Origin of the sequence: Tateyamaria algicola, assembly GCF_047715485.1 — a bacterium.
GTDB lineage: Bacteria > Pseudomonadota > Alphaproteobacteria > Rhodobacterales > Rhodobacteraceae > Tateyamaria.
The window spans coordinates 3,103,901-3,125,546 of the sequence record NZ_CP180422.1 but is presented as its reverse complement, the minus strand read 5'-3'; the positions used below and the strand labels follow the sequence as shown (position 1 = coordinate 3,125,546).

Genomic DNA, 21,646 nt, shown 5'->3' with positions numbered 1-21,646 from the left:
CGACATGACGGATTTGAAAACGGTGGCGCTGCGGGTGCGTGAAAACGCCCACGCCCCCTATTCCGATTTCCAGGTCGGGGCCGCGATCGAGGCGGCGTCGGGCACCATCTATGCCGGGTGCAATGTGGAAAACGTGGCCTACCCCCAAGGCACATGTGCCGAGGCCGGGGCCATCGCTGCCATGGTCGCCGCCGGAGAGCGTGAGATCAAGGCCGTCTACGTAGTTGCAGGCAGCCCGATGCCGGTGACCCCATGTGGCGGGTGCCGCCAGAAACTGGCCGAATTCGGCGCGGGCGACGTGCCCGTGACCATGGCCACAACCGGTGGCATCGAACAGGTCACCACCCTGGAAGCGCTGTTGCCCGGTGCCTTCAGCCCCGCCTTTATGGAACCGAATGAATGAACACTGCCCGCACTATCATCGCCAAGCTGCGCCAGCGCCAGACCCCCAGCCGGGATGAGTTGAACTGGTTTGCCAGCGGGCTTGCGGATCGCAGCGTGACGGATGCGCAGGCCGGGGCCTTTGCCATGGCGGTGTGCCTGAACGGGCTGGGTGATGTGGGGCGCGTGGCGCTGACCATGGCCATGCGCGACAGCGGGCGCGTGCTGGAATGGGACGTGCCGGGGCCAGTGCTTGACAAGCACTCGACCGGCGGTGTGGGCGACTGTGTGAGCCTCGTTCTGGCCCCTGCCCTTGCGGCCTGCGGGGCCTATGTGCCGATGATTTCGGGTCGCGGGTTGGGCCATACCGGCGGCACGTTGGACAAGCTGGACTGCATTCCGGGCCTGAGCACGCAGCTGAGCGAGGCGCGCCTGCGCGAGGTGGTCGCGCGGACGGGCTGTGCGATTGTCGGGGCCACCGCAGATATCGCACCTGCCGACAAACGGCTCTACGCGGTGCGTGATGTCACCTCGACCGTTGACAGCCTCGACCTCATCACCGCTTCGATCCTGTCCAAGAAACTGGCCGCCGGGCTGGCGGGCCTTGTGCTGGACGTGAAGGTGGGCACGGGCGCGTTCATGAAAGACATGAACGAGGCGCGCGGGCTGGCCGATGCGCTGGTCAAGACGGCCAATGCCGCCGGGTGCAAGACGACGGCCCTGATCACCGATATGAACCAGCCCCTCGCCCCTGCCCTTGGCAACGCATTGGAAGTGGCCGAGGTCATGGCCGTTCTGACAGGCCGCAAGAAGGGCCCGCTGGTCGAGATTTGCGCCGCCTTGGGCGGGGTCCTGTTGGCCAATGGCGGGCTGGCCGATGATGTACAATTCGGCGCGGATGCCATCGCGCAGGCCATTGCCGATGGGCGCGCGGCAGAGCGGTTCGGCAGGATGGTCTCTGCCATGGGTGGCCCGGTGCAGTTTGTCGAAAACTGGGCGCGCTTCCTGCCAGAGGCCACAGTCATTCGAGAGATTGCCGCGCCGCAGTCGGGCTATGTCACGTCGATTGATGGCGAGGCGCTGGGGCTGGCCGTCGTTGACCTTGGCGGTGGACGCAAGACCGAAGGGGACAAGCTGAACCTCGCCGTGGGTCTGTCGGACGTGGCGCGTCTGGGTGCGAAGGTATCCAAGGGCCAACCCTTGGCCGTGCTGCACGCCGCACGGGCCGTGGATGCCGACCGCGCCGAGGCGGCGGTGCGCGCTGCCATCACATTGGGCACGTCAGCCAAACCGGTGCCTGACCTGATCGCAGAGCGGATCGGCTGATGCCCCGCGCCTTCCTCGTCGTCATGGATTCCGTGGGGATCGGCGGGGCGCCGGATGCAGGCTCTTACTTCAATGGGGACGTGCCTGACACTGGCGCGAACACCCTGGGCCACATCATGGACGCCTGTGCGGCGGGACAGGCCGAAGAGGGGCGCTCGGGTCCGCTCGATATCCCGAACCTGCGCGCGCTTGGGGTGGTCGAGGCGATGCGGCTTGCGAACGGCGAAGCCGTCGATATGGGTGCGTCCGGAGCGGCCACGGAAATCTCGCAAGGCAAGGACACGCCTTCTGGCCACTGGGAGTTGGCGGGCCTGCCGGTACCCTGGGACTGGCACTATTTCCCGGACACCACACCGGCCTTTCCTCCGTCCGTGGTGGACGCGGTGTGCACTGCCGCCGGGGTGGACGGCATCTTGGGCAACTGCCATGCGTCGGGCACGGCCATCATTGCGCAGCACGGGGCCGCGCATATCCGCACCGACCACCCCATCTGCTATACGTCTGCGGACAGCGTGTTCCAGATCGCCGCACATGAAGATCACTTTGGCCTCGACCGGTTGCTGGCCCTGTGCGAGGCCGTCGCACCGATGCTGCACGAGATGCGCGTGGGCCGGGTGATCGCCCGCCCCTTTGTCGGCGTGGACGGCGCGTTCGAGCGCACGACCAACCGGCGCGACTATGCGATCATGCCTCCGGCCCCGATCCTGTCCAACTGGGTGCAGGATGCCGGGTACAGGGTCTACGGCGTGGGCAAGGTCGGTGACATCTTTTCCATGCAGGGATTTGACGAGGTACGCAAAGGGTCGGATGCGGCCCTGATGCAGCACTTGGGTGATCTGGTGCGCGCGGCGGAGCCTGGCAGCCTGACATTTGCCAATTTCGTGGAGTTCGACAGCCTGTATGGTCATCGCCGGGATGTGTCCGGCTATGCCCGGCATCTGGAGTGGTTTGACGCCGAGATCGGGGCCATGCGGGCAGAGTTGCGCGCGGACGATCTGCTGGTGTTGACGGCGGATCATGGCAATGACCCCACTTGGGTCGGCACAGATCACACGCGCGAACGCGTACCCGTGCTGGTGCAGGGCAGCGATGGGGTGCCACTGGGGCTGATCGGGTTTCAGGACGTTGCCACCCTCGTCGCGCGACACCTCGGCGTTTCACCAAAATGAGCGCCTGACGGCGCACACGATGTTTTTGCGCTGACGCGCGCGTCTTGGGGCGCTGCCCCAAACCCCGCGGTTTAACTGGCGAAATGAAGGGGATTGTGTTGCCCTGATCGGCGCGGCAGTAAGGACGCACAGTCAGGAGCCTGCCCCATGTCCGAACATTTGACCGTTGTCGATCACCCGCTTGTCCAGCACAAGCTGACCATCATGCGCGACAAGGAGACACCGACGGCCGTGTTCCGTCAGCTCTTGCGCGAGATATCGCAGCTTTTGGCCTATGAGGTCACGCGCGGCCTGCCGATGACCACCAAGCGTATCGACACGCCGATGGAGGCCATGGATGCCCCCACTCTTGCGGGCAAGAAACTGGCGCTGATTTCGATCTTGCGGGCGGGCAACGGGTTGCTGGACGGTGTACTCGAATTGATTCCCTCGGCCCGTGTCGGTTTTGTCGGCCTCTACCGCGATGAAGAGACGTTGCAGCCGGTTCAGTATTACTTCAAGGCCCCCGAAGCGCTTGAGGATCGTCTGGTCATCGCCGTCGATCCGATGCTGGCCACGGGCAACTCTTCTGCTGCCGCCATTGATCTGCTGAAAGAGGCCGGGGCCACCAATATCCGCTTTCTTTGCCTGCTTGCCGCGCCCGAGGGAATCGCCCGGATGAAAGAGGCGCATCCGGACGTTCCGATTGTCACCGCCGCCGTGGATGATCGCCTGAACGAGGTGGGATACATCGTTCCGGGCCTTGGGGACGCCGGAGATCGCATGTTTGGCACCAAATAGAAGGCTTCCCGCCTTTACTCACGCCGCCGCTTGAGGCATCGTTTCTTCCATATCTTGTGGGGGATATGATGAAAGTTACAAGAGTTGTCGCGATGGGTGTCATCGCAGCGTCGTTGAGTGTGGGTGTGCTGCATGCCCAGAACCTGCGTAATTCACAAACACCGGCCGAGTTTCCGCCCGCCTCGTTCAAGGGCGCGCAATATGTGGACAGCAAGGGTTGTGTGTTCATTCGCGCCGGGATCGATGGCAACGTCACCTGGGTGCCGCGCGTCAACCGGCAGCGCCGCGTGATCTGCGGCCAGGCCCCCACGCTGAGTGCGAATGCCGCCCAAGCGGCGCGCACTGCCCCGCAACAGCGCGCCGCAACGGTTGAGCAGATCACCGTCGATCCGCCCCGCACTGCCGTGCCCGAGGCCGCGCCCAAACCTGCCGCGCCCGCCCGCACGGCACAGGCCGCGCCCAAACCGGCACCAGCCGCGCCGCGCCGGGTCACGGTTGCAACACCACCAAAGCCCGCAGCGCCCGCACCGCGTCGGGTCGTGAAAGCGCCCACACCCAAACCCGTGGCAAAACCTGTGAAACGGGTTGTTGTGAGCACCCCGACGCCCGCGCCGACAACCCGCAAAGTGGTCAAGGCCCCGCAGGCCGCAGCGCCGCGTGTGGCAAGCATTCAACCGCGTCAGCCCGCGTGCCAGGGTGCATCGCCCATCAGTTCGCGCTACATCAATTCCGGCAGGGACGTGCCTGTGCGCTGCGGTCCGCAGCCCATCACACGCAGCACAGTCGCGCCGCGCGTGACCGCAACGGCACCTGTTGTCACGCAGCCTCAGGCCATACGCCGCGTGCCGGCCCGGACAGTGACAACCGCGAATGCCGGTCTCAGCCCGCAAACCCGCGTCGTGCCGCGCCAGGTCTATGACGAACGCCAGGCCCGCGATGTGTACCAAGTGCCCGAAGGCTATCGCCCGGTCTGGGAAGATGACCGTCTGAACCCGCGGCGCGCCGAACAGACCCTCGAAGGGGTCGCACGGACCCGCCTTGTGTGGACCACAACCGTGCCCCGCCGTCTGATCGACCGCAGCACGGGCCGTGATGTCACCACGACCGTGCCTCTGGTCTATCCCTATACCGATCTGGGCACGCAACGGCGCGAATTGGGCACTGTCACCCTCGTCCAGCGTGATGGGCAGTTGATGAAGCGCATCCAGCGCAACAAGGCCAAGGTACGCCAGCCCACGGTCTCGACCCGCTCGGCGCCGGCGCCGGTGGTGAAGAAACAGACCCGCACGGCCCCCAAGGCCAAGGCGCAACCCGCCACCAAGGGTCGCTATGTCCAGGTCGGCACGTTCGCGCAACCGGGCAACGCCCAGGCCGCAGCGCAGCGGATCATCCGCGCAGGCCTGCCCGCGCGTATCGGCAAGGTGCAGCGCGGCGGCAAAAGCTATCAGATCGTGCTGGCGGGGCCCTTTGCCTCTTCTGCTACGCTCAGCGATGGGCTGCGGCGCAGCCGCTCTGCGGGCTTTGGCGATGCGTTTGTGCGCAAATAGCGCCTAGCCCTCGCAGATCGCCTGCAACTGCAGCCAGTCGCTGTCGCGCATGATAGGATCGCCGGTGCGCCCGGCCATCGGGTCTGCCTCGATCAGTTCCAGCGTTTCCTCGCCAGAAATGTCGCGCGCCCGGGCATAGGGCGTGCTGCGCACTTCGGCAGCGGCGAAGGCAGGCAGGATCGCCTCGGGTGGCAACATCGACGTGGGGCTTGCCAATTGCGCTTCGGAATAGGCATCGAGCGCCTTGGGTGGCAATGCGCCTGTGGTGAGCAATGTGGCCGTGGCGCGGGTGCCTGCGTGCTGCAAAAGCGCGCGCAAAGGGGCAATTTCCATACTGCGCACCTGCTCGACCAGCACATAGCCTGCGGCGACATCTGGTTCTTCAAAGTCTTCAACCAGCGTGCGGTTGAGCAGCACGGTGCCCCCGGGCAGCGACACGACCTCGCGCACGCCGCCGGGCAGGATCAAAACGCGGGCAACGCCGGTGCGCCCGGCAAGGGCGGCAAGCGCCGGGCGCGCCTCGGCCGTGCGGCAGGGCGGGCCCGACACACGTTCGATCCGCGCGAGCAGCGCATCACCGATTTCGGCCTGTTTGACGGGGGGAACGACGCGCATGGCATGTTCCACCAGCGCGCCGGGCAACCACAACACGCCAAGTGCGACGACGGCAGAGACCGACACCGCCGCCCCCAGCCACCGCAACCGGCCCGGGCGGGGGCGCGCGCGGGCAACGGCCTGTCGCAACGTGTCGATGGCGGCAATCATCTCGGCCTCGTCAGGCGCGAATTCCAGCGTTTCGCCGGGGTCGCCATCGGGGTGGAACACCGCCCTGCCCTCGACATCGCCAGCCCGTTCCACAGCCGCCAGCGACCAGTGGGTCATGGCCCGGTCGTTCAGATCAGAAATCACCAGTGTCGCATCGCCAATGGACACGACCACTTCGCGGCGCTGCGCGTCCTGCGTGCTGCGCCAAAGGCCCGTCGCTTCGAGACGGTCATATTTGCTGAGTGCGGTCATGCCTGTACTGCGTGGGCCCTATGTGCCTCTTTTGTCATTGCAAACAGACTAGCATGTGCCTCGCCCTGCGCCAAGCGATCACAAATGAGGCATAGGGCAAAGCGTGATTTGACCCGTTTGGAATTGTCAGTAGGCTCTGTCCTCATCACAGGACGAAAGGCAGGACATATGCGATCCCACTTATTGGCCCTCTCACTTGCGGTGCTGTCGCCGTTTGTGACCGCTGCGCCCGCGCAAGCCGCCGAAGGCACGCGTATCCAGGTCACCGGCGAAATCATCGACACATGGTGCTATTACTCCGGTGTCATGGGCAGCCCCGATGCCGTGGTCGGCTCTGCCCACCACACCTGCGCGCTCTGGTGCAGTGCGGGCGGCATTCCGGTGGGCCTGCTGGCAGAGGACGGGACCGTCTACATGGTGCTCAAGGTCGAGGACGACGCGCAGGCCGCCGGGGGTGACACGCTGATGCGCCTGGCCGCTCACACGGTGGAGGCGGACGGGATGCTCTACGAGCGGGACGGGCTGAACTACCTCGTCGTCTCAGAGGTTCTGAGCGATCAGGACATCACCAACCAGAACCACGACGATTACGGCAACGTTCCCCCTTTCTCGATCCCGGACCCGAACAAATGAAGCATCTGATTGCCATTCTGGCGCTTGCCGCCAGCCCGCTCGCCGCGCAGGATTTCTCGGAAGGGTCCGAAGCGCGCAGTTGGAACCTTTACGCCGAGGTGCCCGCCAAATTCGACGCCGAAGTGGTGGATGTGCTGTGCACGTTGACGGGCGACTGCCCGGACGATTGCGGGGCGGGCAAACGCCAGCTGGGGCTGGTGCGCGCGGCCGACGGTGTGCTCGTGCTGCCGATGAAAAACAGCCAACCCGCCTTTACCGGCGCTGCGGTCGAACTTGCGCCGTTCTGTGGGCAGACGGTCACTGTGGACGGGCTGATGCTGGACGATCCCGAGTTGGGGGCGAACAACGTCTACCTGCTGCAAACCATCAAGGCCGGAGACGCCGACAAGATCAAGGCCAACCAGTGGACCAAGAACTGGGCCAAGGAACACCCCGAAGCCAAGGGGAAGGGCCCGTGGTTCCGCCGTGATCCGCGCGTGAAGGAGATCATCGCAAGCGAGGGGTATCTTGGCCTCGGACTTGAGGTCGATAAGACCTTTATCGCGGAGAATTTCTGAGCGATGCGCACGATGATCGCGGCCCTGTGCCTTGCGGCTTTGCCTGCCGCGGGGCAAAGCCCGTTCCCGGTGGATATCGGCGGACCTTATGCGCTGGTCGACCAATACGGCCAGACCCGGACCCAGGCCGACCCGGACGGGGCTGCGCAGTTGCTGTTCTTTGGCTATGCCAATTGTCTCAACATCTGTTCAGCCGCCTTACCGCTGATGGCGCAGGTGGTCGATGAATTGGCAGAGGACGGGATTGCCGTGACCCCCGTGATGATCACGGTGGCCCCGGAACAAGACAGGGTGGAGACGATGGGCGCACCATTGGCAGACATCCACCCCGATTTCATCGGGTTGACCGGGGATGAGGCGGCGCTCGCACAGGCTTACGAGGCGTTCTCGGTCGAGGTGACGCCGCTGTTCGAAGATCCGGAATATGGCTGGATCTACGCCCATGGCAGTTTCCTGCATTTGCTGGACGGGAATGGCGAGACGCTGACCTTGCTGCCACCGGTGCTGGACGTCAGTCAGGCCACGGACATCGCGCGCGGCTATCTCGACGCCAAAGGGTAAGGCGCACTTAAGTGCGCCTTACGACCGATGCATATCAGCGCTAAGCTGAGCCATGAGTTTGCGCATCAAGATGCGCCTTACGTAAGGCGGAGGTGTCCTCCGCCCCGCCGTCAGTCGGAAGGCGGTCGTTCGCCATCTTGAGGTGTCAGATCGTAGGGCTCCGCGATCTTCCACACGTGATCCGGGATCATGTTCTTCATCTTGGCCGGCAGGGCGTGGCGCAGATGCAGGATGGTTTCCGCGGCCTTCATCTCGACCCGCGTCCGCGCAAATTCCAGCCCCCGGGGCCCGGTGCGCGGCTGCAACCAGCTGACAATCGGGCGCACCCAGTCCGGCATGCGGCGCAGCGGCAAGCCACCCGCAGCCCGCGCCGTGTTGGCGATGAACCCTTTGACGGCCGCCTGCCGTTTGCCTTTGCTGCCCGGCGCAGCCAGCACGACGCGATCACCAAGGCCCTCCAGCATCTCCGCCCCGCGCGTATTGCGCACCAGCACCCACTGTTCGCCCTCGCCCGCCATATAGCCCACGGTGATGTCGGCCAGCACATTGGTGTAGTCCACGCAGGTGCGGCAGGTCAGCGGAAAAAATCCGCAGGCAGGTCCGAGATCGGCAGCGACAGGAACGGGATCAGCCGCGTGCGCCCGTCGCTGTAGCGCAACTCGACCCGGTAGTCGGCGCGGAATTCGAGGTAGGTGATGGCGTCCGGGTCCTCGTCCAGCAGCGCCAGGAACTGGTGGAAATTCTCGGTCGTGGTGTTGTCCGAACAGGGCGTGCCGATGACATAGAGGCGCTCCAGACCCAACGACGCCTCCAGCTTGCGCAGCGCATAGATCTGGCAGGGTATCCCAATGACGGCGAGGCGCTTGAACCCGCGCGCCTGCGCGTCCTCGAGCAGAGCGAGCAGCGGCGCATAGCCCATCCGCATGCCCCGCGCGCGGGCCATGTCTGCGGGCTCGGTGATCAGCGCTGGCTGCGGTTTCCAACGGTCCTGCGCGTCCGGCACCATGGTCAGCACGGCATCGACCTTGCCCCGCGCCAGCAGATCGGCCGCCAGCGCGGTCGTGATGCCCGTCCACTGCGCCCCTGCCTGCGGTTCAGCCATCCGGGCACGGTGCATCGCGCGGTAAGGGCCAAAGAACAGCTCATCACCTTCGCCCCGCATGCGCCCATGCACAGTCGTTTCCATGCCCGGATAGTCAGGTTTGATGAATTGGCAGGCCGTCCCGCAGGCCGACGGATCGGCCATCCGCGACACCCCGCAATCGGTACACAAGCTGCGCGGAACGGGGTCGCGGAGTGTCACGTGAACTGCTCCGAAATCAACCGCTCCTCCAACCCGTGACCGGGATCAAAAAGGATGCGATGCACGACACTGGGTTCGGACTCGATTTCAACGGCAGACACGTTCCGGATTGACCGCGAATCCGCCTCTGCCATGACGGGGCGTTTTTCATGCTCCAGCACGTCAAAGCGCACCCGCGCCATCTTGGGCAAGAGTGCCCCGCGCCAGCGTCGGGGCCGAAACGCGGCCACCGCCGTCAAGGCGAGCACATCCGATCCGATCGGCAGCACGGGACCATGGGCGGAGTAGTTATACGCGGTAGAGCCCGCAGGCGTCGCAACCAAGGCACCGTCACAGACCAACTCATCCATACGCAGCCGTCCATCGACGGAGATCCGCAGCTTGGCCGCCTGTGGCCCTGCGCGCAGCAGCGACACTTCGTTGATCGCGAGGGCGTTGTGCTCGCTACCCTGCGCATCCCACGCGGTCATCGACAGCGGGTTCAACTCCGCCTCTTCCGCGGCTTCCAGCCGCGCCCCTAGATTGCTCTCGCTGTATTCATTCATCAGAAAGCCGATGGTTCCGCGGTTCATCCCGTAGACGGGGGCGGGCAAGTGATCAGTGCCATGCAGGGTCTGCAACATGAACCCGTCTCCGCCCAGCGCGACAATCACCTCTGCCTCGTCCAGTGGGGTGTCGCCGTAACGGCCCACCAATGCGGCCCGCGCCGTCTGGGCCACAGGCGCCCGGCTGGCGGCAAAGGCGATCTTGAGAGGCATTTGCGTTTCCTATGCCGTGCGTTCTGCGCCGAAAGAACCATATATTTTCGCGCCTTACCAGCATTGCCGCTGTGAACGGTCAGAAAGTCGCTTTACATCCTTTGCCTCTTGCGTCGTTTCCGATAGGAAACGGCCCAAACGTGACCCCGACTCGACCCAAAGGAGAGTGCTCCATGAACGCGCCCCATCGCACCGACGGCTTCTTTACCCAATCGCTGGCTGACCGTGATCCCGAGCTGTTTGGCTCGATCCGGGACGAACTGGGCCGCCAACGGGATGAGATCGAACTGATCGCCTCGGAAAACATCGTGTCCGCCGCCGTGCTCGAGGCCCAAGGCTCGGTCATGACCAACAAATATGCCGAAGGCTATCCGGGCCGCCGCTATTATGGCGGTTGCCAATACGTGGACGTGGCCGAAAACCTGGCCATTGACCGCGCCAAACAACTGTTTGGCTGCGATTTTGCCAACGTGCAGCCCAATTCGGGCAGCCAGGCCAACCAGGGTGTTTTCCAGGCGTTGCTGCAACCCGGCGATACCATCCTCGGCATGTCGCTTGACGCAGGGGGCCACCTGACCCACGGGGCCAAGCCCAACCAGTCGGGCAAGTGGTTCAACGCCATCCAGTACGGCGTGCGCCGCGACACGCTCGACATCGATTACGACCAGATCGAAGCACTCGCGCTTGAGCACAAGCCGCAGATGATCATAGCGGGCGGCTCGGCCATCCCGCGCGTCATTGACTTTGCCCGCATCCGCGAGATTGCAGACAAGGTCGGCGCCTATGTGCTGGCCGATGTGGCCCACTTTGCCGGTCTGATTGCCGCAGGCGAGTATCCCAACCCCTTCCCCCACGTGCATGTGGCGACCACCACCACGCACAAGACATTACGCGGCCCGCGCGGCGGCATGATCCTGACCAATGACGAGGCCCTGGCGAAAAAGTTCAACTCGGCCATCTTCCCCGGCATTCAGGGCGGCCCACTGATGCACGTGATCGCGGCCAAGGCCGTCGCCTTTGGCGAGGCGCTGGACCCGTCGTTCAAACTTTACCAGCAGCAGGTGATCAAGAATGCTCAGGCACTGGCAGATCAGTTGCACAAGGGCGGGCTCGACACCGTCACGCACGGCACGGACACCCACGTGATGCTGGTCGATCTGCGCCCCAAAGGGGTCAAGGGCAACGCCACCGAAAAGGCCCTGGGCCGTGCCCACATCACGTGCAACAAGAACGGCGTGCCGTTTGATGATGAAAAGCCGACAATCACGTCCGGCATTCGCCTCGGCTCGCCCGCGGGCACCACGCGCGGCTTTGGCGAGGCGGAGTTCCGCCAGATTGGCGACTGGATCAATCAGGTCGTCGACGGGCTGGCCGCCAATGGCGAAGACGGCAATGCCGAGGTCGAGGCTAAGGTCAGGGGCGAAGTTGCAGAGCTATGCGCGCGCTTCCCTCTCTACCCTGGCCTCTGAACGCTTCACTTGCGCTTGTAAAACGCCCGCTGGCACAGGTCAGCGGGCGTTTTGCGTTCTTGTTTGGCTTTATGCCTATTGCCGCGGATTTGGCAGCGTCGCCGCGCCTAAACAAACGCACTCGCAAACTGCTCTCTCAGCGCCTTCTTCTGCACCTTGCCCATGGTGTTCCGGGGCAACTCGGGCAGAACCACCAGCCTTTGCGGTTGCTTGAAGCGCGCCAATGACGTGCCGATCTTCGACTTGATGTCGTCGAGGTCCAGGGCTGCACCCGGTTTGGCGACCAGCACGCCGATCACGCTTTCTCCAAAGTCGGGATGGGGCACGCCGATCACCGCGCTTTCCAGCACACCGTCCTGGTCGTCCAGCAGCATCTCGATCTCTTTGGGGTAGATGTTGTAGCCACCGGAAATGATCAGATCCTTGTTGCGCCCCACGATGCTGACATATCCGTCCGCATCGATCCGCCCAAGGTCGCCGGTGATGAAAAAGCCGTCTGGCCGCAACTCCTCTGCCGTCCTGTCAGGCATTTGCCAGTAACCCTGGAACACGTTGGGGCCGCGCACTTCGATCTCGCCGATATCCCCTTGGGGCAGTGTTGCGCCCGTCGCGCTGTTGGTGATCTTCAACTCCACCCCCGGTAGGGGGAACCCGACCGTACCGGCGCGGCGATCACCGTTGTAAGGGTTGGACGTGATCATGTTGGTTTCCGTCATGCCATAGCGTTCAAGGATACGGTGCCCTGTCTGCTGTTCAAACCGGTTGTGCGTCTCAGCCAACAATGGCGCACTGCCCGACACGAAGAGGCGCATGTGGGCCGTCAGTTCCCGGGTGAACCGCGCATCAGCCAGCAAACGGGTGTAGAAGGTCGGCACACCCATCATCGTTGTCGCGCGCGGCATCTCGGCGATCATCAGGTCAATGTCGAACCTTGGCAAAAAGATCATCTGCCCCCCGGCAAGGAGCGTGATGTTGGTCGCGACAAACAGCCCATGCGTATGGAAAATCGGCAGGGCGTGCAGCAGCACGTCCTCTGAGGAAAACCGCCATTCCTGCTGCAAGACCTGCGCGTTGGACAACAGGTTTTTCTGGCTCAGCATGGCCCCCTTGGATCGCCCGGTGGTGCCCGAGGTGTAAAGGAAGGCCGCGAGATCATCCTCGCGTCGCGCGACCGTCTTGAACGACGTCGGGAAGGATATCGCCCTGTCGGGAAAGGAGCCGCTGCCATCCGCGTTCAGGGTATCGAGGCGGGCGTCGCACCGCGCCGCTGTGGGGGCGAGCGCATCGCGCCTGTCGTCGTCGCACAACAGGATGCGCGCGCCACTGTTTTCCACGAAATAGGCCACTTCGTCCGCCGTGTAAGCGGTGTTGAGCGGCAAGAAGACCAATCCGGCCTGCACGCAGGCCGCATAGACGGCAAGCGCCTGGGGCGACTTGGCGATCTGGACGGCCACGCGGTCACCCGGCCCAAGGCCCAACTCGGTAAACAGCCCCGCATATTGGGCCGCGGTCGCGAGGAAGTCCTTGTAGCTCAGCGATCCCGTGCCCGGCAGGTGCAGGAACGTTTCCTCACTGCCCTCATGGCGTCCAAACAGCGTGTCATATAGCGGGTTGGCCATCCACTGTGTCCTTAGTTCTGCGGCGAAACCGACGCGCTGAGCGCACGCACTTCGGGCGAGGCGGCGACTGTTTTTTCCGTGACGAACTGTTCGTGGTTGGCGGTGATCTGCGTGAGATCGTAGAGGTAGCTCACCATCGCGCCGTGCGATTGCCGCAAACCGTTCTCGGAGATATCCGCATCGGCATGAACGGCATGCACCGCCGCGCCGTTCCCCAGATGAAACCGGGCCACAGGATCAACAGGCAGCCTGTCTTCGCGCTTTGCTTCGAGCAGGTAATGCGCGGCTTGGGCAGGCACGGCCGCCTGTTGCGCGGCGGGATGCGCGCGCGTGTCCAACCATCGCGCCAGACCCGGTATGGGCGACAGGGTCACAAAGGTCTCGAGCGCCGACAGATCGCGGGACAGATCTGCCACCACCTGTTTGATCAGCGAGTTGCCAAAGGAGATGCCGGCAAGGCCCGCCTGACAGTTCGATATGGAATAGAACACGGCTGTATCCGCCTCATCCGCCTCAATCGGATCGCGCCCGTCCGCCAGCAGGGTCTGGATGGAATTGGGCACGCCACGGGTCAGGGCAACTTCGACAAAGATAAGCGGTTCGTCCGGCATGGCCGGGTGAAAAATCCGAAACACCGACGATCGGATGGTTGCAGGCGGCGGCGCAAATCGTCCCAGCTGTCGATGGCATGGACGGCTTCGTAGGCGATGATCTTTTCCAGAATTTCCGCCGGGCTGGCCCAGTTGATAGGCCGCAGAACAAGGAAACCGCGATTGAACCAGGATGCGAACAGGTGCTGAAAATCGACATCCAAAGGGCCGAATGCAGGATCATCTTTCATCATCCGCAAGAGGTCCTTGCGCATGGACACCAAGCGCTCCGTTCCACCGGGGATCTGGTTAAGCCGTCGCAACAGCTCTTGCCGCTTGGGCTCGCTCGCGCGGGCATATGCGCGATAGCTGCTTTTGGATGGCGCCTCCTTGTAGCGCTTGAGGGTTTCGACCACCTCGACCGGATCGATTTCTAGGTCGCGTAACATGAGCTCAAAGAACGCGGCCTTTTTCGCATCATCCGCTTGGGCGTATTGATCAAGGATCATCCGGGCAAGGGTGCTGCCGGACACCTCGCCCTGCGCCCCCAGAAGGTCATGCGCCAGTTCGTCGATGTCGCGCCCCTGAGCATCCGTCGACACAGAGCGGGCATAGCGACGCTCGAACACCGTTGAGATGAGGCCCGCAAAATAGCTCATATCGCCGTGCCCATCACCGCGTTGGGCAACCATGTCGCCAGCCCCGGAAAGATGCACAACAGGATGATCGCGATCACCATGCACGCAACGAACGGCAGAGACCCCTTAAGGATCGTTTTCAGCGAGATATCGGGCGCGATGCCGTTAATCACATAAAGGTTCAGTCCAACCGGAGGAGAGATCAGGCCGATTTCCATGTTGATCGTCAAAACGACGGCAAACCAGATCGGATCGAAACCGGCAGTGGTGATGATCGGCAACAGGATGGGTGCCGCCATCAGGATCACCGCAACGGGCGGCAGGAAGAAACCGGCCACCAGCAGGAAGACATTGACCGCCCCCATCAGGACCCACGGGTTCACATCCAGCGTGCCGATCCACGCCGCGATGGATTGGGTGATGAAGAGGCTCGAAAGCATGTAGGAAAAGACACCCGCGGCGGCGATGATGAACAGGATCATCACGCTTTCCTTGGTGCTGTCACGTAGGACGACCCACAGGTCGCGCGGGTTCCAGAGCTTGTAGATGACCATCGCGATCAGCAGGCACAGCAAGGCACCAACCGCCGCCGTCTCGGATGGCGTCGCGACACCACCATACATCGCATAAAGCACGCCGATGATGATGAAGAGGAAGGGCAGGACACGCGGCAGAATTTCAAACCGCTCCTTCCACGAATAGTAGCCTTGGGCCAGCAACGCCCGGTCACCCGAGCGCCATGTGGAGTAGAGCGACCAGACCATGAACAGGCCCACCAGCATCAACCCGGGGATCACGCCGGCAAGGAACAGGCGCCCGATGGATTGCTCGGTTGCGATGCCATAGACGATCATCGTTACCGATGGCGGAATGAGAATGCCAAGGGTGCCGCCCGCCGCGATGGACCCTGCGGCGACGCCGTCAGGGTATCCGCGCTTGCGCATCTCGGGGATGCCCATCTTGCCGATGGCCGCACAGGTCGCCGGGCTGGACCCGGACATCGCCGCAAACAGCGCGCAGGCCCCGAGGTTGGAAATCACGAGCCCGCCAGGAACACGGGTCAGCCACCGTTCAAGCGCCTCGTAGAGATCAGCGCCCGCACGTGTGGATGCAATGGACGAGCCCATGATGATGAACATGGGGATCGACAGAAGGGCAAAGTTATCAAGCTTGCCAAACAGGATTTCCGGCATCAGTTCGAGCGACCGCATGCCGTCGAAAACCATGATGAACCCTGCCGAAACGATCAGCAGCCCCAGCGCGACCGACACCCCAGAAAAGAGGACCAGGATGGTGCAGACGGCGACCAGCGCGCCCAGCGTCAGCGGATCCATTACACGTCACCCAAGCCGAAGGGGGTCTCGAACTTCAGCAGAATGGCGACGAGGTCCGCGATGAGTTGCAGCAGAAACAGCGCAAAGCCAACCGGCAAGGCGAGATAAGGAATCCACAGGCGCACGCCCCAGACCGTGTCCGATTTCCAGTTCCGCTCCCATGTCAGGTGCCAGAATTCGTAGCTGTACCAGAGCATCACAGCGACCATGACGATGGACAGGGACAGGGTGAACATCGCAAGTGCGAACCGTGCGCGTCTGCCCAACGCCAGCGGGATCAGGTCGACATTCACGTGCCCGCGCAGGCGTTGCACGTAAGGCAGACCGATCAAGGTCGCACCGATGGCAAGATAAATCACCGCCTCGGTCTGCCACACGGTCGAGCCGTTCAGCACGAAGCGGATAAAGATCATTTGGCAGGTGATCGCCACAGCTGCGACAATCATCGCCGCCGAGCACCAGCCCGCAAGTGTAGAAAGTACAGCCACGAAGCGCAGAAACGGATTGTTCCCGGTTTGCGCAATCGCGGCGGAGCTTTGGCCCGCCATGACGATGTCCTTGGATGAGGGTGTATGGGTCCGAAGGACCGCGCAGATACGCGGCCCTTCGCCAGCGATTATTCTACGGCAAGCGCCATATCGAGCAGCTCCTGGCCGTCATCAACTTCGGCCACGAACTTGGCATAGGAGGTTTCCTGCGCCAGCGCGCGCCATGCCTCGAAGTCTTCAGCAGACATTTGGGCGATCTCGACACCGGCATCCCGAAACACCTGTTCAGAGGCCGCATCCTGCTTTTTCGCCTCTTCCAGGTAGAACGCCTGCGCCTTTGCCGATGCTTCGAGCAGCGCGCTTTGCTGTTCCGCCGTCAGACCATCAAAGCGGGATTTGTTCATCAGCAACGGCTGATACATGAACCACAGCGCAACATCGCCCGCAGGGGTGTAGCAGCTGACCTGCTCGTAAATCCGGTAGGACACGAAGGACGACGAAGAGGTGTTGGCCGCCGTCAGAACACCGGTTTGCATCGCGTTGTAGATTTCGGACGACGCCATGGAGGCAATGGATGCCCCTGCCCCGGCCAGCATCTGCTCGAACGCCTTCCCAGCGGCACGCGTTTGCAGACCTTTCACATCGTCTGGCTTGGTGATGCATTTGTCTTTGCCGACAAAGCCACCAGCGAGATAGCCGTGGACCAGAACCATTACGTCATCGTCGGCCATCTTTTCCTCGAGGGCGGCCATGAATGGCGATGCGCTTAGCCGCGCGGCGTGGTCGTGGTTTTTGACCATGCCCGGCATCAAGGTCAGGTTGTAGGCGGGTTGCTGGCCACCCGCGTAGCTGAGCGGCAGGATCGTCATGTCAAGCTGCCCGCGGCTGAGCGGGCGATACTGCTCGCGCGGCTTGAACAGCGACTTTGATCCGAAGATCTGGATTTCCAGGTCAACACCGGCAGCGGCCACGTCATCTGCGACCATCTGCGCGACCTGGTGGCGCACATCCTTGTTTGACCACTGATGCGACAGACGAAGCGTTTCCGCGCTCGCAGCCGATCCAATGGCAAGGCACGCCGCCATGGCCGTGGCGGTAAGTTTTGCAAATTTCATTTGTTCCTCCCTTGGTATGAATCAACTTCACGAGCTGACACTACGCCCACCACGCTTCCATAAGGCGCATATCAAGTCAACATTATTGTATACAATCGTATCTATCTTGCATTTACATGCGTATGGATAGTACACTCGAGCCATGGATATCAGACGCGCAGATCAGATCGCCCAGACCCTCGAGCAACTCGTGTTCTCGGGCGAATTTCAGGATGGTGAGCGGCTCGACGAATTGAAGCTGGCCGAACAGTTCCACGTGTCGCGCACCCCCATTCGCGAGGCATTGCAGGTGCTTGTGACATCTGGAATGGCGGAACAAATCCCGCGACGCGGTGTCTTTATCCGGCAACCCGGCCCGGTCGAATTGATGGAGATGTTCGAAACCATGGCCGAGATCGAGGCCGTTTGTGTGCGCCTGGCTGCGACACGTATGACGGACAGCGATCTTGAGGCTCTGACCGCCGCCAATGATCGGTGCGGGCAGGCAATCCAGGACGCCGATCACGACCGCTATTACCTTGAGAACGAGACGTTTCATCAGATCATCTACCGCGGCGCGGCCAACAGCTTTTTGGAAAAGCAGGCATTGCGTTTGCAAAGTCGGCTCAAGGCATATCGCAGGATTCAGCTACGCTTTCGTGGTCGCTTGGCTCAATCCATGAGCGAGCATTCCGACATCTTGTCGGCGCTCAAGGCAGGAGACGCCGAAACGGCCGCCAAGGTCTTGCGCGACCACGTCGCCGTCCAGGGCGAAAAGTTTCATCAACTCATTTCCAGCCTCAAGCGCTGACCCTGCACACCAATCGACGGCAGTGCCGGGCAAAACACCTAAACGTGGTGTCCGGCGCGCGCTCTGCTCTGGACGCGCCGTTCCGATTAATGCGACCCTGCCCGTATGAGCACGGGCGAGCACACCATAACCGGCGGATGCCAATGCGGGGCTGTGCGCTACAGCATGAAGTCGCTGGGCCGGTCTTCGGTCTGTCACTGCCGCATGTGCCAACGGGCATTCGGGGCTTTCTATGCGCCGTTGGTTATTGCCAATGGTTTGGAATGGACGGCTGGTGAACGCCGTCTGTTTGCCAGTTCCAATCTCAGCCAACGCGGCTTTTGCGGCGATTGCGGCACCCCTCTGAGCCTCGAGAACTTCGATGACGATCAGATCGAGATTGCAACCGGGTCCCTGGACGATCCCGAAATGGCGCCGCCGACCCTGCAGATCAATCACCGATACGCCTGTCGCTTCACGGACCAGATCGGCGACCTGCCCGAACCTGACGCCGATGCCGTTGACGACAACGATGCCTGGAACGCGCGGGTCGTATCCTATCAAGGGCCCGTAAATCCGTCCGAGTGAGGATGACCGTAGCCGCCCGGATCAAAAGGCAAGCGCCCTCTACATGATCAGAGCTTGGCCGGGGCTTCCACGTCGGACCAGGCTGCGACAGCCGGGGGCATCCGCGCGCCCTGCACTGCGATGGCAGCCACCGCGCTGTTCAGTTCGGCCAATTCGTCTGCGGTGAATCGGACAGTCGTCGCGCCTGCATTCTCCAGCATATGCGGCATCTGGGTCGTGCCGGGAATGGGCACGATCGAGGGGCCTTGCGCAAGCAGCCATGCCAGGGCGATCTGCCCCGGTGCCGCGTTCTTGCGCGCGCCCCAGGATGTGACCAGATCGACAAGGGCGAGGTTCGCCTGCCGGTTTTCGGGGTCCATGCGTGTCGTGCCAGCACGGAAATCGCCGGGGGCGAAACTGGTCACCATGTCGATGGCACCTGTCAGGAAGCCATAGCCTAGTGGGCTGAACGGCACAAAGCCGATGCCAAGCTCGGCGCACAGCGCCAGCAGCCCCTCTTCTGGTCCGCGCCACAGCATCGAATATTCGTTCTGCACGGCGCTGACCGGCAGTTCGGCATGCGCGCGGCGCAGGGTGTTGGACCCCATTTCCGACAGCCCCCAATGCAGGACCTTGCCTTCGTCCACGAGGTCCCTGACCGCACCCGCGACGTCCTCGGTTGGCACTTCTGGATCGACCCGGTGCTGATAGAGCAAGTCGATCCGGTCGGTGCGCAGCCGCTGCAGCGATCCCTCGACCGCCTGTTTGATATGGGCGGGGCGGCTGATCAGTCCCGGGGCCCACGCCCCCGTGTCCAGGTCGACATTAAAGCCGAACTTGGTCGCGATCTGGATATGGTCACGGATTGCACCAGTAGCTTCGCCAAGAATGCGTTCGGACTCATGCGGGCCATAGACTTCGGCCGTGTCGAAAAACGTGATGCCCTCATCGAACGCAGTCCGGATGATGTTGTGCATTTCCGACCGGTTGGGGACGGTTGTTTGAAAGGTCCGGCTGTGGTTTTGAACCCCGAGGCCGATGGCCGACACCTCAAGCGCGCCCAACATGCGCCGCCCTTGGGCTGTTGCCGTGTTGCTGGTCTGTGCGTCTACGGCCTGCGCAGTTGCGCGGGTTGCGGCAAGGCCGCCCAAGGCGGCGGCAGCAACGCCTGCGGTCAGGATGGAACGACGTGTGGGGTTCGAAGGATGGGTCATGGAATGGCTCCTTGCGTTTGGATAATGGCTCGAATGGTTGAAACTTGCGGCGTCAGCTGCCGGGCGTGTTGCGCACGAATTGGTTCCCGCGCTCTGCCGTGGCCGTGAAGGTCATCGCATTGACCTTCCAGCCATCCTGGGTCTCGACAAAGCCGTGGATGTAAGTGCCCCAGACTTCCCACAGGGCCTCGCCGCCGTTTTCGGGCAGTGCGCCCCGCTCCATCCGGTTCCAGGCATAGCCGTGCGACAGCATCGTGGCGCGTCCATCGCCCTCAAACGTGACACGATGATTACCCCGCAGGTGGAAAGAGGCCTTTTCCGCCGTCAGATTTGACGACCATCCGTTGATCAAGGCATCCGCAGGTATCGTCGCGGGCTCACCACCCACAAGCGACGTGAAATCCACGTCGATCATGTCGGCAAAGAATGCGCGGGCCAACTCCCAGTCCTTTGCGTCGACAGCCGCGTCGATGGCATCGGCAATGCGGATCATCTCGGCTTGGGCAACAACCGTCTCTGCGGTGACTGGCGATCCCGCAAGGGCTGCACTGTCCGCAAATGCGGGGAAAGGTGTGGCCAAGGCAGTGGCGAGCAGGGCGGATACGAGGGTGCGTTTCATGGTTTGTCTCCATCGTGTTCGTGTGATGAGACAAACTTGGGGGCAAAATTACATAAACAATAATTCTGTATTCCTATTAAACCGATGCCTATCCGGCATTTATATCTCGAACGATGTCCTCCAGCCTCAACGTCAGGCTTCCCCGGTTTTTCCGCGTCACAAAGAGAAATTCGATAGGCACGGACAGACCGCGGACCGGGCGGAACTGCACCCGGCGTGGTGGTCGGTGCATGTTGGCCGAATTGACGAACGCGCAGCCCACCCCGGCTGATACGAGGCTCAGCATCGTTGTCTCGTTTTCGGCCTCTTGCACGACCACGGGATCAAACCCGATGGCACCGAGCGCGCCGAACAGCGAGTCATAATACGCAGGCGCGACGCGGCGCGGAAACGCGACAAGGGGCAATCCGTCAATATCCTCGAGTTCCAACGGCCCAGCCTTGTCGAACTCAAGATCCACCGATGCGGCCAGAACCACGTCATCAACGCGCAAGGGGTGGATGGCAAACGCGTCCTGCACGATGTTGTCCTGACGGTAGACAAACCCTGCGTCCAGCTTTTCAGCCAACAGCGCGTTGATCTGATCGACCGAGCCCATCGGGACGATGTCGAGGCGCACATTGGGATAGGCGCGCGCATAGCGACTGAGCGCCAGGGGCAGATGCCCGGCCCAGGAGGCGCTTTCAAGCAGCCCGATCCGCAGTCGCCCCGTTTCACCCCGGGCGATCCTGCGGGCTTCATCAGCCGCGTCATGGGATGCGGCCAGCACCGCGCGTGCACGCTCGGCAAAAGCCCGCCCGGCATCCGTCAGGATGACCCGCCGCCCCTCGCGCAACAGCAGATCAACGCCCAGTTCAGCCTCAAGGTCCCGGATCTGGCGCGACACGGCTGGTTGCGCGATATGCAACCGCTCAGCCGCATGGCTGATCCCACCGTGATCGGCGACCGCGACGAAGTAACGAAGGTGGCGCAGCTCCATATCCCATACCTCACTGTTATTGATTGTACCGATTATTAGCCGCAGTAAGCATTGCTTGCAAAGCCCGCTGTCCAAGCCACCCTTCAGCAAAGCTTGGGGGCGCCGCCAAAGATCGCCCTGCACCGGGACGCTTCAAACGCTGGCAGGCCGCATGATTTTGCGCCTCCGCTTCAGGCATCGCACAGTTCCGGACCCGCGCACGCAGCCGGATTC

General features: G+C 62.7%; 20 protein-coding genes and 2 pseudogenes. 11 read left to right on the top strand and 11 right to left on the bottom strand.

Annotation, left to right across the window (positions count from 1 at the left end; all coding sequences use genetic code 11):
• The first annotated feature begins 4 nt into the window (after positions 1–4).
• The 5 genes from ACMHLQ_RS17840 (at position 5) to ACMHLQ_RS17820 (ending at position 5,203) form a co-directional block, all read left to right on the top strand.
• Positions 5–403 (top strand): cytidine deaminase, encoded by a 399-nt coding sequence (locus tag ACMHLQ_RS17840; protein WP_415402046.1) that lies wholly within the window; start codon positions 5–7, stop codon positions 401–403.
• Positions 400–1,707: a thymidine phosphorylase gene (locus ACMHLQ_RS17835; RefSeq protein ID WP_415402045.1), complete on the top strand. Its 1,308-nt coding sequence runs from the start codon at positions 400–402 to the stop codon at positions 1,705–1,707. Before ACMHLQ_RS17840 ends, ACMHLQ_RS17835 begins: the two co-directional genes overlap by 4 nt.
• The gene (locus tag ACMHLQ_RS17830) at positions 1,707–2,876 is read left to right on the top strand and encodes a phosphopentomutase (RefSeq protein ID WP_415402044.1); all 1,170 of its coding nucleotides are present in this window, start codon (positions 1,707–1,709) and stop codon (positions 2,874–2,876) included. The genes ACMHLQ_RS17835 and ACMHLQ_RS17830 overlap by 1 nt, the downstream gene beginning before the upstream one ends.
• Before the next feature lie 147 nt (positions 2,877–3,023).
• Positions 3,024–3,656, top strand: a complete 633-nt coding sequence (gene upp / locus ACMHLQ_RS17825) for a uracil phosphoribosyltransferase (protein WP_415402043.1) — start codon at positions 3,024–3,026, stop codon at positions 3,654–3,656.
• Between the two features lie 65 nt (positions 3,657–3,721).
• The gene (locus ACMHLQ_RS17820) at positions 3,722–5,203 is read left to right on the top strand and encodes an SPOR domain-containing protein (protein ID WP_415402042.1); all 1,482 of its coding nucleotides are present in this window, start codon (positions 3,722–3,724) and stop codon (positions 5,201–5,203) included.
• Between the two features lie 3 nt (positions 5,204–5,206).
• Here the strand turns inward: ACMHLQ_RS17820 and ACMHLQ_RS17815 are convergent, their stop codons facing one another.
• Positions 5,207–6,220: a hypothetical protein gene (locus tag ACMHLQ_RS17815; RefSeq protein WP_415402041.1), complete on the bottom strand. Its 1,014-nt coding sequence runs from the start codon at positions 6,218–6,220 to the stop codon at positions 5,207–5,209.
• 183 nt (positions 6,221–6,403) lie between these two features.
• Between ACMHLQ_RS17815 and ACMHLQ_RS17810 the strand changes: the two genes are divergently transcribed.
• From ACMHLQ_RS17810 to ACMHLQ_RS17800, 3 genes are read left to right on the top strand one after another with little or no spacing between them, the layout of a single operon-like run.
• Positions 6,404–6,853: a hypothetical protein gene (locus ACMHLQ_RS17810; RefSeq protein ID WP_415402040.1), complete on the top strand. Its 450-nt coding sequence runs from the start codon at positions 6,404–6,406 to the stop codon at positions 6,851–6,853.
• Positions 6,850–7,410, top strand: a complete 561-nt coding sequence (locus tag ACMHLQ_RS17805) for a hypothetical protein (protein ID WP_415402039.1) — start codon at positions 6,850–6,852, stop codon at positions 7,408–7,410. The genes ACMHLQ_RS17810 and ACMHLQ_RS17805 overlap by 4 nt, the downstream gene beginning before the upstream one ends.
• A gap of 3 nt (positions 7,411–7,413) precedes the next feature.
• Positions 7,414–7,971, top strand: a complete 558-nt coding sequence (locus ACMHLQ_RS17800) for an SCO family protein (RefSeq protein WP_415402038.1) — start codon at positions 7,414–7,416, stop codon at positions 7,969–7,971.
• Between the two features lie 110 nt (positions 7,972–8,081).
• Here the strand turns inward: ACMHLQ_RS17800 and ACMHLQ_RS17795 are convergent.
• Positions 8,082–9,274, bottom strand: a pseudogene (locus tag ACMHLQ_RS17795) (Coenzyme F420 hydrogenase/dehydrogenase, beta subunit C-terminal domain).
• Positions 9,271–10,032 (bottom strand): NAD kinase, encoded by a 762-nt coding sequence (locus tag ACMHLQ_RS17790; protein ID WP_415402037.1) that lies wholly within the window; start codon positions 10,030–10,032, stop codon positions 9,271–9,273. The pseudogene ACMHLQ_RS17795 and the gene ACMHLQ_RS17790 overlap by 4 nt, the downstream one beginning before the upstream one ends.
• 173 nt (positions 10,033–10,205) lie before the next feature.
• Here ACMHLQ_RS17790 and glyA point away from each other — a divergent pair, with 173 nt between their 5' ends.
• Complete coding sequence (gene glyA, locus ACMHLQ_RS17785) at positions 10,206–11,501, top strand: serine hydroxymethyltransferase (RefSeq protein WP_415402036.1); 1,296 nt, start codon at positions 10,206–10,208, stop codon at positions 11,499–11,501.
• Between the two features lie 107 nt (positions 11,502–11,608).
• Here the strand turns inward: glyA and ACMHLQ_RS17780 are convergent, their stop codons facing one another.
• The 5 genes and pseudogenes from ACMHLQ_RS17780 to dctP form a co-directional block, all read right to left on the bottom strand.
• Positions 11,609–13,120 carry a malonate--CoA ligase gene (locus tag ACMHLQ_RS17780; RefSeq protein WP_415402035.1) on the bottom strand — a complete coding sequence of 504 codons (1,512 nt, stop codon included), beginning with the start codon at positions 13,118–13,120 and terminating at the stop codon, positions 11,609–11,611.
• A gap of 11 nt (positions 13,121–13,131) precedes the next feature.
• A pseudogene (locus ACMHLQ_RS17775) lies at positions 13,132–14,369 on the bottom strand (malonyl-CoA decarboxylase domain-containing protein).
• Positions 14,366–15,682 carry a TRAP transporter large permease gene (locus tag ACMHLQ_RS17770; RefSeq protein ID WP_415402034.1) on the bottom strand — a complete coding sequence of 439 codons (1,317 nt, stop codon included), beginning with the start codon at positions 15,680–15,682 and terminating at the stop codon, positions 14,366–14,368. The pseudogene ACMHLQ_RS17775 and the gene ACMHLQ_RS17770 overlap by 4 nt, the downstream one beginning before the upstream one ends.
• A complete protein-coding gene (locus ACMHLQ_RS17765; protein WP_415402033.1) occupies positions 15,682–16,230 on the bottom strand; it encodes a TRAP transporter small permease in 549 nt (182 codons plus the stop codon). Before ACMHLQ_RS17765 ends, ACMHLQ_RS17770 begins: the two co-directional genes overlap by 1 nt.
• Positions 16,231–16,298: 68 nt before the next feature.
• Entirely contained in the window at positions 16,299–17,285 is a 987-nt protein-coding gene (gene dctP / locus ACMHLQ_RS17760; RefSeq protein WP_415402032.1) for a TRAP transporter substrate-binding protein DctP, read from the bottom strand.
• Positions 17,286–17,427: 142 nt separating this feature from the next.
• Between dctP and ACMHLQ_RS17755 the strand changes: the two genes are divergently transcribed.
• Both ACMHLQ_RS17755 and ACMHLQ_RS17750 read left to right on the top strand, forming a co-directional pair.
• The gene (locus ACMHLQ_RS17755; RefSeq protein WP_415402031.1) at positions 17,428–18,075 is read left to right on the top strand and encodes a GntR family transcriptional regulator; all 648 of its coding nucleotides are present in this window, start codon (positions 17,428–17,430) and stop codon (positions 18,073–18,075) included.
• 105 nt (positions 18,076–18,180) lie between these two features.
• A complete protein-coding gene (locus ACMHLQ_RS17750) occupies positions 18,181–18,642 on the top strand; it encodes a GFA family protein (protein WP_415402030.1) in 462 nt (153 codons plus the stop codon).
• 47 nt (positions 18,643–18,689) lie between these two features.
• Here ACMHLQ_RS17750 and ACMHLQ_RS17745 read toward each other — a convergent pair whose 3' ends face one another.
• The 3 genes from ACMHLQ_RS17745 to ACMHLQ_RS17735 all read right to left on the bottom strand — a co-directional run bounded on the left by ACMHLQ_RS17745 (position 18,690) and on the right by ACMHLQ_RS17735 (position 21,433).
• Positions 18,690–19,835: an aldo/keto reductase gene (locus ACMHLQ_RS17745; protein WP_415402029.1), complete on the bottom strand. Its 1,146-nt coding sequence runs from the start codon at positions 19,833–19,835 to the stop codon at positions 18,690–18,692.
• A 52-nt stretch (positions 19,836–19,887) separates the two neighbouring features.
• Positions 19,888–20,454 (bottom strand): nuclear transport factor 2 family protein, encoded by a 567-nt coding sequence (locus tag ACMHLQ_RS17740; RefSeq protein ID WP_415402028.1) that lies wholly within the window; start codon positions 20,452–20,454, stop codon positions 19,888–19,890.
• A gap of 88 nt (positions 20,455–20,542) precedes the next feature.
• Positions 20,543–21,433: a LysR family transcriptional regulator gene (locus tag ACMHLQ_RS17735; protein WP_415402027.1), complete on the bottom strand. Its 891-nt coding sequence runs from the start codon at positions 21,431–21,433 to the stop codon at positions 20,543–20,545.
• Positions 21,434–21,646: the final 213 nt, after the last annotated feature.

What these genes read in the sequence shown, in the direction of transcription:
- ACMHLQ_RS17840 (WP_415402046.1), top strand. Translation starts at nt 5, where the DNA reads ATGACGGATTTGAAAACGGTGGCGCTGCGGGTGCGTGAAAACGCCCAC.
- ACMHLQ_RS17835 (WP_415402045.1), top strand. Translation starts at nt 400, where the DNA reads ATGAACACTGCCCGCACTATCATCGCCAAGCTGCGCCAGCGCCAGACC.
- ACMHLQ_RS17830 (WP_415402044.1), top strand. Translation starts at nt 1,707, where the DNA reads ATGCCCCGCGCCTTCCTCGTCGTCATGGATTCCGTGGGGATCGGCGGG.
- upp (WP_415402043.1), top strand. Translation starts at nt 3,024, where the DNA reads ATGTCCGAACATTTGACCGTTGTCGATCACCCGCTTGTCCAGCACAAG.
- ACMHLQ_RS17820 (WP_415402042.1), top strand. Translation starts at nt 3,722, where the DNA reads ATGATGAAAGTTACAAGAGTTGTCGCGATGGGTGTCATCGCAGCGTCG.
- ACMHLQ_RS17815 (WP_415402041.1), bottom strand. Translation starts at nt 6,220, where the DNA reads ATGACCGCACTCAGCAAATATGACCGTCTCGAAGCGACGGGCCTTTGG.
- ACMHLQ_RS17805 (WP_415402039.1), top strand. Translation starts at nt 6,850, where the DNA reads ATGAAGCATCTGATTGCCATTCTGGCGCTTGCCGCCAGCCCGCTCGCC.
- ACMHLQ_RS17800 (WP_415402038.1), top strand. Translation starts at nt 7,414, where the DNA reads ATGCGCACGATGATCGCGGCCCTGTGCCTTGCGGCTTTGCCTGCCGCG.
- ACMHLQ_RS17790 (WP_415402037.1), bottom strand. Translation starts at nt 10,032, where the DNA reads ATGCCTCTCAAGATCGCCTTTGCCGCCAGCCGGGCGCCTGTGGCCCAG.
- glyA (WP_415402036.1), top strand. Translation starts at nt 10,206, where the DNA reads ATGAACGCGCCCCATCGCACCGACGGCTTCTTTACCCAATCGCTGGCT.
- ACMHLQ_RS17780 (WP_415402035.1), bottom strand. Translation starts at nt 13,120, where the DNA reads ATGGCCAACCCGCTATATGACACGCTGTTTGGACGCCATGAGGGCAGT.
- ACMHLQ_RS17770 (WP_415402034.1), bottom strand. Translation starts at nt 15,682, where the DNA reads ATGGATCCGCTGACGCTGGGCGCGCTGGTCGCCGTCTGCACCATCCTG.
- ACMHLQ_RS17765 (WP_415402033.1), bottom strand. Translation starts at nt 16,230, where the DNA reads ATGGCGGGCCAAAGCTCCGCCGCGATTGCGCAAACCGGGAACAATCCG.
- dctP (WP_415402032.1), bottom strand. Translation starts at nt 17,285, where the DNA reads ATGAAATTTGCAAAACTTACCGCCACGGCCATGGCGGCGTGCCTTGCC.
- ACMHLQ_RS17755 (WP_415402031.1), top strand. Translation starts at nt 17,428, where the DNA reads ATGGATATCAGACGCGCAGATCAGATCGCCCAGACCCTCGAGCAACTC.
- ACMHLQ_RS17750 (WP_415402030.1), top strand. Translation starts at nt 18,181, where the DNA reads ATGAGCACGGGCGAGCACACCATAACCGGCGGATGCCAATGCGGGGCT.
- ACMHLQ_RS17745 (WP_415402029.1), bottom strand. Translation starts at nt 19,835, where the DNA reads ATGACCCATCCTTCGAACCCCACACGTCGTTCCATCCTGACCGCAGGC.
- ACMHLQ_RS17740 (WP_415402028.1), bottom strand. Translation starts at nt 20,454, where the DNA reads ATGAAACGCACCCTCGTATCCGCCCTGCTCGCCACTGCCTTGGCCACA.
- ACMHLQ_RS17735 (WP_415402027.1), bottom strand. Translation starts at nt 21,433, where the DNA reads ATGGAGCTGCGCCACCTTCGTTACTTCGTCGCGGTCGCCGATCACGGT.